The 15,298-nt window shown below is 42.9% G+C and carries 13 protein-coding genes; 8 read left to right on the top strand and 5 right to left on the bottom strand.

The features are described from left to right. Positions 1–72: 72 nt before the first annotated feature. From L5B76_RS04455 to L5B76_RS04440, 4 genes are all read left to right on the top strand, one after another. Positions 73–855: an amino acid ABC transporter substrate-binding protein gene (locus L5B76_RS04455; protein WP_265754400.1), complete on the top strand. Its 783-nt coding sequence runs from the start codon at positions 73–75 to the stop codon at positions 853–855. A gap of 22 nt (positions 856–877) precedes the next feature. Beyond that, positions 878–1,561, top strand: coding sequence for an amino acid ABC transporter permease (locus L5B76_RS04450; protein ID WP_268738899.1), 684 nt, complete (start codon positions 878–880; stop codon positions 1,559–1,561). 9 nt (positions 1,562–1,570) lie between these two features. Beyond that, positions 1,571–2,320, top strand: a complete 750-nt coding sequence (locus L5B76_RS04445; RefSeq protein WP_265754396.1) for an amino acid ABC transporter ATP-binding protein — start codon at positions 1,571–1,573, stop codon at positions 2,318–2,320. Positions 2,321–2,419: 99 nt separating this feature from the next. Then, positions 2,420–3,747, top strand: a protein-coding gene (locus L5B76_RS04440; protein ID WP_265754395.1) for an IS3 family transposase whose coding sequence is annotated in 2 segments (ribosomal slippage) — positions 2,420–2,870 and positions 2,870–3,747 — 1,329 coding nt in all. Because the reading frame shifts where the segments join, the coding sequence is not laid out codon by codon here. Positions 3,748–3,803: 56 nt separating this feature from the next. Here L5B76_RS04440 and ligA read toward each other — a convergent pair. Then, positions 3,804–5,828 (bottom strand): NAD-dependent DNA ligase LigA, encoded by a 2,025-nt coding sequence (gene ligA, locus L5B76_RS04435; RefSeq protein WP_265755519.1) that lies wholly within the window; start codon positions 5,826–5,828, stop codon positions 3,804–3,806. 127 nt (positions 5,829–5,955) lie between these two features. Continuing rightward, a complete protein-coding gene (zipA, locus tag L5B76_RS04430; protein WP_265754393.1) occupies positions 5,956–6,981 on the bottom strand; it encodes a cell division protein ZipA in 1,026 nt (341 codons plus the stop codon). Between the two features lie 162 nt (positions 6,982–7,143). Between zipA and cysZ the strand changes: the two genes are divergently transcribed. Both cysZ and cysK read left to right on the top strand, forming a co-directional pair. Next, on the top strand, positions 7,144–7,992 hold the full coding sequence (cysZ, locus tag L5B76_RS04425; RefSeq protein ID WP_265754392.1) for a sulfate transporter CysZ: 849 nt from the start codon (positions 7,144–7,146) through the stop codon (positions 7,990–7,992). Between the two features lie 119 nt (positions 7,993–8,111). Further along, entirely contained in the window at positions 8,112–9,062 is a 951-nt protein-coding gene (gene cysK, locus L5B76_RS04420) for a cysteine synthase A (RefSeq protein WP_126373691.1), read from the top strand. Between the two features lie 75 nt (positions 9,063–9,137). On the opposite strand, the gene L5B76_RS04415 is transcribed toward cysK, so the two are convergent. Genes L5B76_RS04415 through L5B76_RS04405 form a run of 3 tightly spaced genes read right to left on the bottom strand, consistent with a single transcriptional unit; the run spans position 9,138 to position 12,900 of the window. After that, complete coding sequence (locus L5B76_RS04415; protein ID WP_265754391.1) at positions 9,138–10,175, bottom strand: ABC transporter ATP-binding protein; 1,038 nt, start codon at positions 10,173–10,175, stop codon at positions 9,138–9,140. Positions 10,176–10,177: 2 nt separating this feature from the next. Further along, positions 10,178–11,833, bottom strand: a complete 1,656-nt coding sequence (locus L5B76_RS04410; RefSeq protein ID WP_265754390.1) for an ABC transporter permease — start codon at positions 11,831–11,833, stop codon at positions 10,178–10,180. A gap of 56 nt (positions 11,834–11,889) precedes the next feature. Further along, positions 11,890–12,900 carry a Fe(3+) ABC transporter substrate-binding protein gene (locus L5B76_RS04405; protein WP_265754389.1) on the bottom strand — a complete coding sequence of 337 codons (1,011 nt, stop codon included), beginning with the start codon at positions 12,898–12,900 and terminating at the stop codon, positions 11,890–11,892. Between the two features lie 342 nt (positions 12,901–13,242). Between L5B76_RS04405 and L5B76_RS04400 the strand changes: the two genes are divergently transcribed. After that, positions 13,243–13,533: a co-chaperone GroES gene (locus L5B76_RS04400; RefSeq protein ID WP_017806817.1), complete on the top strand. Its 291-nt coding sequence runs from the start codon at positions 13,243–13,245 to the stop codon at positions 13,531–13,533. 78 nt (positions 13,534–13,611) lie between these two features. Continuing rightward, complete coding sequence (gene groL / locus L5B76_RS04395; protein WP_110479396.1) at positions 13,612–15,255, top strand: chaperonin GroEL; 1,644 nt, start codon at positions 13,612–13,614, stop codon at positions 15,253–15,255. Positions 15,256–15,298 lie beyond the last annotated feature (43 nt).

Below are 15,298 nucleotides of genomic sequence, written 5' to 3'. Positions count from 1 at the left end.
TAGGGTATTTCTTTTACAATGCCTTGCATTGAATTTTGAATAATTTCATTTAGTTTCACTAAGGAGAACTTTATGTCTAAAAAATTAACGCTTTTAGCCGCATCTATTTTTGCTTTTGCCACCGCAAGCCAAGCCGTTGCAGCGGAAAGTTTGATTGAACGTATTAACAATAAAGGGACGATCACGGTAGGGACAGAAGGCACTTATGCGCCCTTCACTTACCACGATGCAAGCGGAAAATTAACCGGCTATGATGTGGAAGTGACCCGCGCTGTGGCAGAAAAATTGGGCGTAACCGTAGAATTTAAAGAAACCCAATGGGACGCAATGCTTGCTGGCTTAAAAGGCGGTCGTTTTGATTTAGTGGCAAACCAAGTGGCATTAACCACCCCTGAACGCCAAGCCACCTTTGATAAATCTGAGCCTTATAGCTGGTCGGGCGCAATGTTGCTTGCGCGCCAAGATGAAGATCGTATTCACAAAGTGGAAGATGTGAAAGGCTTAAAAGCTGCACAAACCTTGAGTTCTAACTACGGTGAATTAGCGGTAAATTACGGCGCACAAATTGTGCCAATTGATGGAATGGCACAAGGTTTATTGTTAATTCAACAAAAACGTGCAGACGTAACCTTTAACGATTCTTTAGCGCTGTTGGATTATTTAAAGAAAAATCCAAATTCAGGTTTAAAACCGTTCTGGGAATCTGAAGAAAAAGTGGGCGCAGGCTTAATTGTGAATAAAAATAACGAAGAGGCGTTAGCTAAAATTAACGCGGCAATCGTGGAATTACATAATGACGGCACCCTGAAAAAACTGGGTGAACAATTCTTTGGAAAGGATATCAGTGTTAAATAATTTCTTAGCTTCCTTACCCTTTATGACCGATGCTCGCGCTGAGCTGGTGATAAACGGGTTTCTCCCAATGGTTAAAGCAGCGGTATTGGTTTCAATACCGCTTGCTGTTGTTTCTTTCTTTTTTGGAATGATTATCGCGGTGGGCGTGGCGTTATTACGCGTTACCCCAGTCAATAGCTGGTTGCACCGTATTTTGTTGGCGATTGCGAAAGTCTATATTTCGATTATTCGCGGTACGCCAATGTTGGTGCAAATTTCCGTGGTGTTTTACGGCCTGCCTGCGCTGGGTGTGTTTATCGATCCCATTCCTGCGGCGATTATTGGTTTTTCCCTAAATGTGGGGGCTTACGGTTCTGAAACCGTGCGTGCGGCCATTCAATCAGTGCCGAAAGGACAATGGGAAGCAGGTTACACCATTGGTATGACCTATATGCAAACTTTCCGCCGCATTATTGCTCCGCAAGCTTTCCGTGTTGCCGTTCCGCCATTGAGCAATAGCTTTATCGGCTTGTTTAAAGATACCTCTTTGGCTTCTGTGGTAACCGTAACTGAAATGTTCCGCGTGGCGCAACAAATCGCTAATTCATCTTACGATTTCTTGCCTGTGTATATTGAAGCAGGTTTGGTGTATTGGTGTTTCTGTTTCGTGCTGTTTATCATTCAAGCACGGGTAGAAAAACGTTTAGATCGCTATGTGGCACGATAGGGGAAGGCAATGATCAAAGTACGAAATATTCATAAAACCTTTGCTGATAATCCAGTTTTAAAAGGGATTGATCTGGATATTCACAAAGGCGAAGTAGTGGTAATTCTTGGCCCTTCTGGTTCGGGAAAAACCACGTTTTTACGCTGTTTGAACGCCTTAGAATTACCCGAAAAAGGCACGATTGATTTTGCTGAAAAAGATCCGCTCTATGTGGATTTTGCCAGCCCTGATATTCAGAAAAAAATCCTGCCATTGCGCCGTAAATCAGGAATGGTGTTCCAACAATATAACCTATTTCCGCACAAAACTGCGTTGGAAAATATTATGGAAGGCCCTGTGCAGGTGCAAAAGCGCGATGCGAAAATTGTGCGTCAAGAAGCAGAAGCACTGCTTGCGAAAGTGGGCTTGTTAGATAAGAAAGATCTTTACCCTTACCAACTTTCAGGCGGCCAGCAACAGCGTGTCGGCATTGCTCGCGCCCTTGCCATTCAACCTGAACTAATGCTATTTGATGAGCCAACTTCTGCGCTTGATCCTGAATTAGTGCAAGACGTGTTAAACACGATGAAGGAACTCGCTAACGAAGGCTGGACAATGGTAGTGGTTACCCACGAAATCAAATTTGCACTAGATGTGGCAGATGTGGTAGTGGTAATGGACGGTGGGGTGATTGTGGAACAAGGCTCACCGCAAGAATTGTTTGCTCACCCTAAACACGAACGCACCAAAGCCTTTTTACATCGCCTAAAGGCGGAATAATACAATTTCAATACAAATGTATTGCAAAAGTGCGGTAAAAAATGATCTGCACCCCAAAAGTTGGACTAAACAACCAACTGATTAAGGTGCAGATTTTTTATGACTAAATATACTCAACGTTTCAAACAACAAGTGCTCGACTTTTATCATCAAAATGGAAAAAACCGTTCGCTTACTCGCCAGTATTTTCAGCTTCCTCAAAGAACGTTAGCACGTTGGATTGCGAAATTTAATCATAATGGAATCAATGGATTAGCTGTGTTAGGTAAAAAACGATATTATTCTGTTGAGTTTAAATTAAAGGTTATTCAAGCTATCAAAAAAGGCCAGTGCTCCGCTGAAGCCGCCTGCTTTCGCTTTGATATCCCCAGTTCAGGGATAATTAGTCAATGGTTGCAACGCTTTGAAAAACAAGGTATAGATGGGTTATTACTCAAACCTAAAGGTCGTCCAAGTATGAAACTCAACTCGCCTAAAATGCCACCAACGCCCAAAACAGAAGAAGAACGCTTGCGTTACCGAATTTTGGAATTAGAAGCGGAGAATGCAATGCTAAAAAAGTTGCAGGAACTCAACCAACAAAAAATGCAGAAAAAGCCGTCATCGTAAATGCCTTACGCTCGCGTTTCCCGTTGGAATTGTTACTCAGGCTAATCGGATTGGCACGCAGTTCGTTCTTTTATCATCTCAAGCCAAAGGCAGATAAAAATGTAGTGATTTCACAGAAAATAGAGGAAATTTATCGCAAAAATGACGAAAATTATGGTTATCGTCGAATTACCTTGGAATTAAGGAAATACTTGATTATCAACCACAAAAGGGTGCTAGCGATAATGCAACGTTTGGGGTTAAAAGGAAAAAGTAAGCAGAAAAAATATCGTTCTTACCAAGGCAAAGTGGGACACATTGCCGATAATCTGTTGCAACGGGATTTTACGGCAACGATGCCGAATGAGAAGTGGGTAACGGATATCACCGAGTTCAAATGTGCGGAAGGCAAAGTGTATTTATCGCCGATTAAAGACTTGTTTAATAACGAAATTATTGCTTATGATGTGGCGAGAAGTCCGAATTTTGAGCAGATAACCAGAATGTTGACCCAGGCGGTGAACCGATTAGCGGGGGAAAAACCGATACTGCATTCCGACCAAGGATGGCAGTATCAAATGATGGGTTATCGAGAGATATTGAAAAAACACGGTATTACGCAAAGTATGTCGAGAAAAGGCAATTGCCTTGATAATGGTGCGATGGAAAGCTTTTTCGGGCGATTGAAGACGGAATGTTACTTTGGCAAGCGGTTTAAAACCTTTGAACAGCTTGAAAAAGTGATTCACGAGTACATTCATTACTACAACAATGAGCGTATTCAAGTGAAGCTCAAAGGACTAAGCCCTGTGGAATACAGAACTCAGTCCTTGAATTAAATTAGAATATAGTCTAACTTTTTGGGGGCAGATCAATTTTTACCGCACTTTTTCCTTTAGTTTATTGTATTTGCTAAGGCTAAAAATTCTTCTTCGGTTAAAATTTTCACGCCTAATTCAAGGGCTTTATTGAGTTTTGAGCCTGCATTATCTCCAGCAATTAAATAATCAGTTTTGGCGGAAACACTGCCTGTAACTTTACAGCCAAGCTGTTGCAATAAGGCTTTGGCATCGTTGCGTGCCATTTGGGTGAGCGTGCCAGTTAGCACGACGGTTTTGCCTTTCAGCGGGTTTTCCCCCACTTCTTGCACTTGCACATCGTCCCAATGTACACCTTGGCTGATCAGATCGTTTACCACGTCCACATTATGTGGTTCACGCCAAAATACGAAAATACGATTTGCCACCACTTCGCCCACATCAGGCACTTCTTGTAGTTGCTCAATAGTCGCATTTTTCACCGCATCTAAATTTTTAAAATGATTGGCTAAATTGAGCGCGGTGGCTTCGCCCACATCGCGAATACCAAGCGCAAAGATAAAACGCGCAAGAGTGGTTTTTTTCGCTTTTTCTAAGCTATTTAACGCATTTTCGGCGGATTTCGGCCCCATTCGCTCTAAACGCATTAGGGTGACTTCGTCTAATTTAAACAGATCCGCCAGGGTGTGAATGAGTTCACGATCCACCAGTTGTTCAATGAGTTTTGCGCCCACGCCGTCAATATCCATCGCTTTACGCGAAACAAAATGTTTAAGCGCTTCTTTGCGCTGTGCTTCGCAGAATAAGCCACCGGTACAACGCGCAACGGCTTCGCCCTCAATACGCACAATCACCGAGCCACACACCGGGCAGTGAGTTGGGAAGATAATCGGCTTGGCATCAGCGGGACGACGATCGGCTACGACCCCAATAATTTGTGGGATAACGTCCCCTGCGCGGCGGATAATCACGGTGTCGCCAATGGCGATATTCAAACGTTCGATTTCATCGCCGTTATGCAAGGTGGCGTTGCTTACGGTTACGCCTGCCACAAACACGGGTTCAAGTTTTGCCACTGGCGTAATTGCGCCTGTTCTTCCCACCTGAAATTCCACATCATTTAGCACGGTGAGCTCTTCTTGCGCAGGGAATTTATAGGCAATCGCCCAACGTGGTGCTTTGGAAATAAAACCAAGTTGTTCCTGCAAGGCAATGTCGTTAATTTTCAGCACCGTGCCGTCAATGTCGTAACCTAAATGCGGACGTTTTTCTGCCATAGTGCGGTAGAATTTCAGCACATTTTCCACGCCATTACATAGCTCAATTTCTTTATTAACCGGAATACCGATAGATTTCAGCCATTGTAAACGGGCAAAATGGGTATCGGGTAACTGCACGCCTTCTGCCACACCAATACCATAAGCATTGAGCATTAATGGACGTTGGCGAGTGATTTTCGGATCAAGCTGGCGCAACGATCCTGCCGCTGCATTGCGTGGATTAGCAAAGGTTTTCTCCCCTTTGGCGAGTGCCATTTCATTGAGCTTTTCAAAGCCAGCTTGTGGCATAAATACTTCACCGCGCACTTCTAAGCGTGCTGGCGGATTGTCGGTTAAAAGCTGTAATGGAATATTGCGAATGGTGCGAATATTGGCAGTGATGTCCTCGCCTGTTGTGCCATCACCACGGGTTGCCGCTTGGGTTAGCACGCCATTTTCATACAAAATACTCACCGCTAAACCGTCTAATTTCGGCTCACAACAGAAAGTTAATGGCTCAGGCAACACGCCTAAGCGATCTTGGATACGTTTCACGAAAGCATTAAATTCTTCATCAGAAAAGGCATTATCCAAGGAAAGCATTGGAATTTCGTGGGTTACCTGCGCAAAGCCTGCGAGGGGCTTTGCCCCCACACGTTGGGTGGGCGAGTGGCTGTCGGCAAATTCAGGGTGAGCCTGCTCCAAGGCTTTTAATTGATGAAATAGGCGATCATATTCCGCGTCAGGAATTTTAGGATCATCTAAAACGTGATACTGATATTCGTGGTAGCGCAAGGTTTGGCGTAATTGTTCAATTTGCTGGGCAAGGGGTTGTTCTGTCATCATTAAATTCCTTCTAAAAAATCACCGCACTTTTTCGTTAAAAATTGGCACTTGTACAAATAATTAAGGCGGACACAGTGGCCCGCCAGTTGCGATAAAAGAAAGTGCGGTGCTTTTTTCTGTCTTTTTAAGCACTCACTTTAGCCAAATAGGCTTTTTCCGCATTTTCATCAAAAATTTCTTGCTGATCCGTTAGCACAAAGCCGCCCAGTTCTTCGGCAAGGGTTTTGGCGGCACGGATCATCATTCGTAAATTGACGAGATCGTTACCGTGGGACGGCAGCTGCATAAATAATGCGATGCCTACGGTGTAGAAATCTGCCATATTGTTTGGATCGAACGTACCAGGCTGTTGAATATTCGCTGCACTGAATAACACAGGGCTTGCTACATTGAGATCAACGTGGCGGTGATAAATTTGACGGTTGCCAAAAATAAACCCTAAACTATCGAATGCTTTCTCTAATGACAAGCCGTGAAACTCTTTGCCTTCAGGCGAAACCACATACAGCATAATAAAATCTTTCGCGCCTTGATCTTGCTGTTGTGGTTCTTCTTTTTCTGCTGGCTGAACGGAAACATTTTGTTGCACTTCTTCAAATTCCACAATTGGACGCTCACGTTCAATTTGAATAACATTTTCCGTTGGCGTGGCTAAAACTTCCGTTAATTGATGTTCTGCGTGAATGCCCTCTTCTGTATTCACCGTAGATTCAATTTCTGCAATGGTTGCATTAGCTAAATGTTGCGGAGAAGAGTAAGACACCGCAGGCTCAACGCTGGCTTGAACTGGCTGCGGCTCATTTGGCAAACTGATTTTAATCTGATTAATCGCTTGTTCAAAATTTTGCGGTTCTTGCACTTGAGTTTGCTCAAAATAGACCGGCTGATTTTGGTTAAAATCAAGATTTTGTTGCGTTGATGAGATTGGCTCAGGTTGTTGAGTAAATGATTGTGCTGGCTGGGCCATTGGTTCTCTGGTGGCAAAATTAGCCGTGTTGTGTTCTGGCTGGCGTGGGGCGCTTTCTTTGCTAAAGCTATTACTTTTCTCGAAGATCTGTGATTTCTCGCGGCGGTTAGACCAAATGCCGTGCGCCACTAAAGCAACTAATGCTACCACACCAAGAATAATCAAAATTGTATTCAAATCCATTGCGTTATGTTCTCCCATTAAGGATATTGACCAAGTGGAAAAATTGTTGCTAGCTTACCATATTTTGCAAATTCGGTGATATGCAAAAATTGATTTTTTTCACCGCACTTTGTATGCTAAGTCGCATTTTTATTTGATTAGACAGATTTTTTAGGAAAAGTGATGTTGCAAGCAAAGGAACTTAAACAAGGTTTTCACTATTTTGTGATGGGCTGGCATTTGATTACACAAAAAGGCTTAAGACGTTTTGTGATTATGCCAATTTTGCTCAATATTTTATTGCTTTCGGGGCTGTTTTGGCTGTTTATGAGCAATATTGGCGGGCTAATTGATAGCCTGATCAGCTATGTTCCCGATTGGTTAGCGTGGTTAAGTGGCATTTTGCTTGCGTTATCCATTTTTATGCTTTTAACCCTATTTTATTTTGCCTTTACCACCCTTTCAGGCTTTATTGCCGCCCCTTTCAACGGCTTGCTCGCAGAAAAAGTGGAGCAAATGCTCACCGGCGAAAATCTGATTGAAATGAGTACAATGGATTTCATCAAAGATATTCCACGAATGTTAGGGCGTGAATGGCAAAAATTATGGTATAGCCTACCAAAACTTATCGCCTTGTTTTTACTAAGTTTTATTCCTGTATTAGGGCAATCTATCGTCCCTGTGCTGACCTTTTTATTTACCGCGTGGATGATGGCGATCCAATATTGCGATTATCCTTTTGATAACCACAAAATTCCTTTCCATATTATGCGTAATGAATTGGGCGAAACACGCACGCTAAGTTTAACCTTTGGCAGCTTAATTACCTTTTGCACCTTTGTGCCAATCATCAATTTGGTGATTATTCCTGTGGCAGTATGCGGAGCAACGGCAATGTGGGTGGAAAAATATCGCGATAACGCCTTATTTGAGTTTAAACCGCATCACAAATCAACACAAAATAGTCGCGCGAAAATTGTCAATAATCAGCGAGATGCGTTAAAAAATCACTCAGATCGCTTTATTAACTAGTTGAAATTAAAGCCTAAATAGCCGTTAGTTATAAAATATAGCAAACGGCTATTTTTTATTGCCGAAAAACTATGCTAAAAATGACCGCACTTTTAATTCAAATTAAACAGGTGAACACAATGACAATTTATAGCGATAATTCTTATTCCATCGGACGCACACCCTTAGTCCGCCTTAAACATTTTGGCAACAATGGCAATCTTGTGGTGAAAATCGAAGGGCGTAACCCAAGTTTTAGCGTGAAATGCCGCATTGGGGCGAATATGATCTGGCAAGCGGAAAAAGATGGTATTCTCACCAAAGAAAAAGAAATTGTTGATGCCACCAGCGGTAACACAGGGATCGCCTTAGCCTATGTGGCGGCCGCGCGCGGTTATAAATTAACGCTCACAATGCCAGAGACAATGAGTTCTGAGCGCAAACGCCTATTAAGAGGCTTGGGCGTTAATCTTGTGCTAACCGAAGGGGCGAAAGGAATGAAAGGCGCTATTGCAAAAGCGGAAGAAATTGTGGCAAGCGATCCAAACCGTTATGTAATGCTGAAACAATTTGAAAATCCTGCCAACCCAGAGATTCACCGCCAAACCACGGGCGTGGAAATTTGGAATGATACGGACGGCAAAATTGATGTGTTGGTTGCTGGCGTGGGAACAGGCGGCACAATCACAGGAATTTCACGAGCCATCAAACTTGATCAAGGCAAACAAATTCTTTCCGTTGCCGTTGAGCCTGAAGAAAGCCCCGTGATCACACAAACCTTAAATGGCGAAGAAGTGAAACCCGGCCCACATAAAATTCAAGGCATCGGCGCAGGATTTATCCCAAAAAATCTCGATCTTTCCTTAATCGATCGCGTAGAACGCGTGGATAGCGAAACTGCTATTGCCACCGCGCGCCGTCTAATGGCGGAAGAAGGAATTCTAGCTGGCATTTCATCAGGTGCAGCAGTAGCTGCAGCCGATCGTCTTGCCAAATTACCTGAATTTGCCGATAAACTGATTGTCGCCATTCTCCCTTCCGCCGCAGAGCGTTATTTAAGCACCGCATTGTTTGAAGGAATTGAAGGTTAAGCAGAAAATAACACAACAGTGCCTTGTATTTTTAGTCTAAATGCAAGGCACTACAATGAGGAATGAATGTTCCTTTTATTCACCAACCATTTCGCTAAATAACAACGGTGTAACGCCATTTTTTAAGTCAATTTGCACCGCACTATGTAAGGGAAATTCGTGTTGGCTAATCACATTCAAAGACTGTCCTGCCACTTCCACTTGATATTTATAATAAGCACCTAGAAAACGTTGTTGGCGAATAATGCCGTTGGCTTGTGTTGGGGTATCTGCCACGCGTAATTGTAGCTGTTCGGGGCGGATTGCGAGATAGTTCGGTGCTTGTTGCGATTGATGGGGGGAACACAAATGCACGCCAAGTAACGATTGGCAATGCTGATCATCAATAGGCTGGCAAGGCAGATAATTCATTTCCCCCAAAAAGTTGGCGACAAAAGGACTGTTTGGCTGTTGGTAAACCGTGTTTGGCGCGCCGATTTGACAGATTTTTCCTTGGTTCATTAGCGCTAATTTATCCGCAAAGAGAAAGGCTTCTTCTTTGCTATGGGTAACGAAAATGGCAGGAATATGCTGTTGTTTTAGAATATGGCGAATTTCTTCGATCATTTGATGGCGAACTTGGCTGTCAATGTTAGAAAAAGGCTCATCAAGCAATAATAATTTGGGCTGACAAGCTAGTGCGCGGGCAATGGCAACGCGTTGTTGCTGGCCACCCGAAAGCTCGTGGGGATAGCGTTTTTCCAACCCTTGCAAATGCACAAGTGCGGTCATTTTTTGTAGGGTTTTTGTTTGCTCGCTTTTATTTATTTGATGCAAACCAAATAGAATATTTTCTGCCACGGTTAAATGGGGAAAAAGGGCATAATCTTGAAAGATTAGCCCTATTTCTCGCTCATTCGCCTCAAGATGTTGAATTTCTTTATCTTGCAGACGAATATTACCTGCACTCAGCGGAATTAATCCTGCAACGGCTTTGAGTAAGGTGGTTTTTCCGCAGCCACTTGCGCCGAGCAAACACACAATATCATCATTTTCTATGGATAAATTAAGATCTTGCAAAATGGGCTGATTGTTATAGCAGCAGGTTAAATGGGTAATATCTAAAGTATTCATTATTAAGCTTTTTTCCCTGATTGCAGTAAAGAACGAGTTAAAATCAACACGGGAATAATCCCCACTAAAATAAGCACTAAGGCGGGTAAGGCGGCGCGTTCAAGCTGTTCATCTGAAGTAAAGGTGAAAACGTGGGTGGCGAGCGTATCAAAATTAAACGGACGCAACAATAAAGACGCATTGAGTTCTTTCATACTTTCAATAAAAACCAGCAATAATGCAGTGAAAATGCCTTTACGCATTAGGGGCAAGTGAATTTTGCGCCAAATTCCCCAAGATTTATAGCCTAACATTCTGCCTGCCATATCTAAAGACGGCGGAATTTGGCTCAAGCTAGTTTCTAAGCTGCCCAAAGTCATTGCCGAAAAGCGGATTACATAAGCGGATACCAAGGCGAAAATGGAGCCTGAAAATACCAAGCCAAGCATTGGCAAATCAAGCCATTTTAACAAGCGGTTAAGTTGATGATCTGCAAAGGTAAAAGGAATTAACAAGCCGATTGCCAAAACTGTCCCGGGAATAGCGTAACCTAGCGCAGAAAAGCGCACGGCTATTTTGGCCAAAGGCGTTGGGCGTAACCTTGCCCAAAAGTGCATTAATAATGCTAAGCATACGCAGATGATCATTGCTAGCCCAGAAACTAGCAAGCTGTTTTGGCTATATTGCCAGAAATCCGCTGTCCACGCTTGTTCAAAATAGATAATTGACCAATAACTTAGCTGAAAGAGCGGGATAAAAAATGCAAGAATAATTAACAGCGTGCTGAATAACAGTAATCCCCAGCCTAATCCATTGAGCCGTTGGGTTTGTGCAGGGCGCTGTCCTGAACGTTGATAATAGCGCTGCTGGCGGCGTGCATAACGTTCAATGCTGATAAATAACACTAACAATCCGAGCATAAACAGAGAAATCTGCGCCGCGGCTTGCAAATCGCCAAAGCCAAGCCAAGTGTCGTAAATCGCCGTGGTGAGCGAAGGAATGGCAAAAAATGCCACCGTACCAAAATCGCCCAAGGTTTCCATTGCCACCAAGGCACAACCCACCGCAATGGCTGGGCGTATAAGGGCAAAGGTGATTTTGTAAAACACACGCCAACGGCTTGCGCCCAATAGTTTTGCACTTTGCTGTAAATTGTCGCCTTGCTCCATCAACGCCATTCTGACTAATAAGAAAATATAAGGATACAACGACAACGCCAAAATAAAGCAAGCGCCGCCTAGGCTACGAATGGAAGGAAACCAATAATCTTGCTTGCTTTGCCAATCAAACCAAGTGCGTAAACTTTGTTGCACGATGCCGGGATAGTCTAAAAAATCCGTATAAAGATAGGCAGATAAATACGCAGGAATGGCAAGGGGCAGGCAAAGTAACCATTGCAACAGCGTTTTGCCAACAAAATGATAACGCGACACCAAAAATGCGCAGGGCAAGGCAAAGCATAAACTGAGCGCAGTTGTGCCGAATACCAAGCTTAGAGAATTGAATAAATAGTCGGTAAACACCGTTTGCCATAAATGTTGCAAACTGTGCAATGAGCCTTCAAACGCCGAAAACAACAAGGCGATAATCGGCAGCAAGAAGAACCCCAATACCGCCAATAATGCGATAAGTGCGGTGCTTTTTGCGAAAAAATTTTTATGTTTTGCGGAATTATCCATAATCAAAATAAAACTAGCCTACCCTGCATGGGATAGGCTAGCCTAGATTAGGCCTATTATAGGTCAAATTTTACTTCATCGATTAATTTCAATGCATTTTCATAGTTTTCTGCAATTTTCTCTAATGGTAAGTCATCTTGCTTAAATTCGCCCCAAGACTGTACCAATTTTGATTTTTCTACAGAAGGTTTTACTGGATATTCGTGATTTAATTCTGCGTAGAGATGTTGTGCTTGATCACCGCTTAAATATTCCACTAATTTAACCGCATTTGCTTTATTTGGGGCATATTTTGCGACAACCACACCGCTGATATTCATATGTGTTCCCACGGTTTCTTGGTTTGGATAGTTGATATAAGCCGCTTCCGCCCAGCTTTTTTGTTTTTCATCTTCCAGCATTTTGCCGTAATAATAGCTATTGCCTAATGAATAATCGCACACGCCTTCTTTAATGGCTTTCACTTGATCACGGTCGCCGCCCTGTGGTTTTTGTGCCAAGTTCGCTTTTAATCCTGTTAAGAAATCTTTGGCTTTTTCTACGCCATCGTGAGCAATCATTGAGGCAATTAACGAAACATTGTAAGAATGTTTGCCTGAACGCACACACACTTTGCCTTTCAACTCAGGTTTGGCTAAATCATAGTAAGTGAAGCTTGCTGGCAATTTACCCACGCGATCTTTCGATGAATACACCACGCGCGCGCGACTGGTTAGCGCAAACCATTTGCCTTGGCTATCACGGAATTGTGCGGGAATGTTGCTATCTAACACCTTGGATTGAATAGGCTGTGCCAAGCCCGCATTCACAATTTCCATCACGCGGCTAATATCCACAGTTAATAGCACATCTGCAGGGCTAAGCTCACCTTCACGTTTTACCCGCTCAACTAAGCCTTTATCGGCAAAAATAAAATTCACTTTCACGCCCGTTTCTTGCTCAAATTGTTTCAAGATAGGTTCGATCAAATAAGGTTGGCGATAAGAATAGACATTCACTTCGTTGGCGGCGAAAGCAGGCGCTGCAAACGTGGTTAATAAGGCCAAAGCAGATAATGTTTTTTTCATTGCACGTTCTCCGTGGTTAAAGTTGAGTGATTGGTTAAAATCTCTGCGTTTTTGCACCGCACTTTGCGTAGAAAATAGAATTTCTCCTTTTGAATTCAGTGAAAAACGCCTGTTAAATTTAGCTGAAACTTTTTAGCCAAGCTTTGTTTTAGCTAGCATTGACTTTACCGAAAAAAATACGATAAGTAAATAAAAATTATTCTCATCTTTATCTCAAAAGTGCGGGCTTTTTTTACCTATTTTTACAAAAAATTTTTTGTTATTCTCTTGAAAGGAAAAAATCCTGCCCCATATTGAAGATACTTTTTTGTTTTAAAACCTCAACTTAAGAAGGAAATTACAATGAATATTCGTCCATTACACGATCGTGTGATCATCAAACGTGAAGAAGTGGAAACTCTTTCCGCTGGTGGTATTGTTTTAACAGGTTCAGCAGCAACCAAATCAACCCGTGCAAAAGTGCTTGCGGTGGGCAAAGGTCGCATTTTAGAGAACGGCACCGTATTGCCTTTAGATGTAAAAGTTGGCGACACCATTATCTTCAATGATGGTTACGGCGTGAAAGCGGAAAAAATTGATGGCGAAGAAGTGTTAATCATTTCTGAAAGCGATATTTTAGCTATCGTAGAATAATCCCAAATCAATCATCAAAAAGTGCGGTTATTTTTCACCGCACTTTTAGCAAAATTAATTATTAAGAAGGAATAAAAAATGGCAGCAAAAGACGTTAAATTTGGCAATGATGCTCGCGTAAAAATGCTTAACGGTGTAAACATTCTTGCAGACGCAGTGAAAGTAACCCTTGGCCCAAAAGGTCGTAATGTAATTTTAGATAAAGCCTTTGGTGCACCAACCATCACCAAAGACGGCGTATCCGTTGCGCGTGAAATCGAATTAGAAGATAAATTCGAAAATATGGGCGCACAAATGGTGAAAGAAGTGGCCTCTAAAGCCAATGACGCAGCAGGGGACGGTACAACAACGGCAACCGTATTAGCCCAAGCTATCGTAAACGAAGGCTTAAAAGCCGTGGCTGCGGGAATGAACCCGATGGATTTAAAACGTGGTATCGATAAAGCTGTAAGTGCGGTCGTGGCGGAGTTAAAAAACCTCTCAAAACCGTGCGAAAGCTCAAAAGAAATTGAGCAAGTGGGAACAATCTCTGCAAACTCAGACAATGTAGTGGGTAAACTTATTGCCGAAGCAATGGAAAAAGTGGGCAAAGAAGGCGTGATCACCGTAGAAGACGGCACAGGTTTAGAAGATGAATTGGCCGTGGTTGAAGGTATGCAATTCGATCGTGGTTACCTTTCACCTTATTTCATCAACAAACCAGAATCTGCAACCGTAGAATTTGACAACCCATTCATTCTTTTAGTGGACAAAAAAATCTCTAACATTCGTGAATTATTGCCAGTGTTAGAAGCTGTTGCGAAAGCAGGTAAACCATTGTTAATTATCGCTGAAGATGTGGAAGGCGAAGCCCTTGCGACCCTTGTAGTGAACACAATGCGTGGTATCGTGAAAGTGGCGGCAGTAAAAGCACCGGGCTTTGGTGATCGCCGTAAAGCAATGTTACAAGATATTGCGATTTTAACTGCTGGTACAGTGATTTCTGAAGAAATCGGTATGGAGTTAGAAAAAGCGACTTTAGAAGATTTAGGTCAAGCAAAACGTGTTGTGATCAACAAAGACAACACAACCATTATTGACGGTGTGGGCGAAGAAGCACAAATCAAAGGTCGTGTTGCACAAATTCGTCAGCAAATTGAAGAAAGCACTTCAGATTACGACAAAGAAAAATTACAAGAGCGCGTGGCTAAATTAGCTGGCGGCGTGGCTGTAATTAAAGTGGGTGCGGCAACTGAAGTTGAAATGAAAGAGAAAAAAGATCGCGTTGAAGATGCCTTACACGCAACTCGTGCAGCTGTGGAAGAAGGTATCGTAGCCGGTGGTGGTGTTGCCTTAATCCGTGCAGCAACCAAAGTTGCAGCAAGCTTAAAAGGCGATAACGAAGAGCAAAACGTAGGTATCAAACTTGCCTTGCGTGCAATGGAAGCGCCATTACGCCAAATCGTTACCAACGCTGGGGAAGAAGCCTCTGTGGTAGCAAGTGCGGTGAAATCGGGTGAAGGAAACTTCGGTTACAACGCCGGTTCTGAGCAATATGGCGATATGCTTGAAATGGGTATCTTAGATCCAACCAAAGTAACCCGTTCAGCCCTTCAATTCGCTGCTTCTATCGCGGGATTAATGATTACCACTGAAGCGATGGTAACCGAAATTCCAAAAGAAGATAAAGCAGACCTAGGCGCTGGTATGGGCGGCATGGGTGGAATGGGCGGTATGATGTAATTCATCGTCTATCCTTTGACCAATAAAAAACCTGTTGTGGATT

The sequence above is a fragment of the Avibacterium sp. 21-594 genome (assembly GCF_026226815.1).
GTDB classification, from domain to species: Bacteria; Pseudomonadota; Gammaproteobacteria; order Enterobacterales; family Pasteurellaceae; genus Avibacterium; species Avibacterium avium.
This window is presented reverse-complemented; position numbering and strand designations above follow the sequence as displayed.